General features: G+C 47.4%; 2 protein-coding genes. One reads left to right on the top strand and one right to left on the bottom strand.

Features of this window, described 5'->3' with window-relative positions:
- Window positions 1–509: FAD-dependent oxidoreductase (locus tag A3751_RS15095; protein ID WP_231876905.1), on the bottom strand; the 509-nt coding region annotated here is incomplete at its 3' end.
- 118 nt (window positions 510–627) lie between these two features.
- On the opposite strand from A3751_RS15095, the gene A3751_RS15090 reads away from it, so the two are divergent.
- Window positions 628–1,203 (top strand): TetR/AcrR family transcriptional regulator, encoded by a 576-nt coding sequence (locus A3751_RS15090; protein WP_068457621.1) that lies wholly within the window; start codon window positions 628–630, stop codon window positions 1,201–1,203.
- Window positions 1,204–1,250: the final 47 nt, after the last annotated feature.

Here is a 1,250-nt window from a genome sequence, read left to right as displayed (position 1 = left end):
GCATTGTTCTCACAGACAGCCATTTTAATCAGTGGTGGGATACCGCTCATGCCTGCATCGCGGGCTTCGTCTCCGTCCCACCACAGTAAGTTGGGAATCGTTCCGGGGGTGGAATCCACTAATGGTAAATTGTAGCGATTAATCTCAGCAAAAACGTTAGGTTGAGTGGAGTGAACCCAGGCACCACCGAGCTCAAACAGTTTTCCATCGCGCTTTACCGTAAATGTGCGTCCGCCAAGGCGATTGCGGGCCTCTAATATCAATACTGATAACCCGGCTTGCCTAAGTTCTCGAGCCGCGGTAACTCCAGCGAAACCGCCACCAATGACAATGACATCATAGTCATATTTATCGCTTTCTGTGTCTGTGGAGCCCTTATTAGTCGCTGCATTAACGCTGATATTGGCCCCTGCAGTTAGGGCAACAGCACCGAGAGCTCCCAAACCATTTTTTAAGATGCTGCGTCGATTCAGGCCTTGCTTGCTTGTTTGATTATCTTTCTTAGCCACGATAAACACCTCTTTATAAATATTGATCAATGTTTTTACACGGCTTATTAATATTGGTCAATATCTAATATACTGTCGCCATTGAGTGAGTTGTTATTGAGTTTGGGTATTAACGAGTATGCCAAAAATTGTAGACCATGAAGAAAGGCGCGCGGCGATTGCCCGAGGGGCGGTAGAGGCCATCGCTAAATACGGTATTCACAAGGTGACCATGATCAAGTTTGCCGAAGCTGGGGGCTGTACAGAGGGCATGGTCAATTATTATTTTGATAATAAAGATCATGTACTCCAGGCCGCATTAGAGCAAGTGATCGAATCCACCAAGGAGCGTTTGGAACAAGCGATACAAGCTAACCCGAACGATCTGGAGGGCTTGTTGTTACAAACTTTACCTATCAACGAAACCGTGCAAAAAGAATTCTGTGTCTGGCGAGACTTTTGGCAGCGAGCCAGAGATTCCCGGGCCTTACAAGAGACCCAGGCGCGTTGGATAAAGGATTGGGTGGCAGGAATTTCTGGTTTTATCGAGCAGGCTAAGGCGACAGGTGAATTCAGACAGGATTTAGACGTGCAATTAGAAGCTGAAATGCTCGCCACTTATGTGGGGTCCTGGGGATTTTCCGTCTTAAAAAGACATAATCCTCTACAGCCCCCGTGGCTCCTGGCCTCCAGCGGGGTATTAACTTCCTCCTAGCCCTTAACTTGTCCCTTTCGGTTATTATGCTGAGCTTTTTAGGCATC

This window comes from Oleiphilus sp. HI0080, from assembly GCF_001635135.1.
The sequence above is the reverse complement of the archived record's forward strand: the minus strand, read 5'-3'. Positions and strand labels throughout refer to the sequence as shown.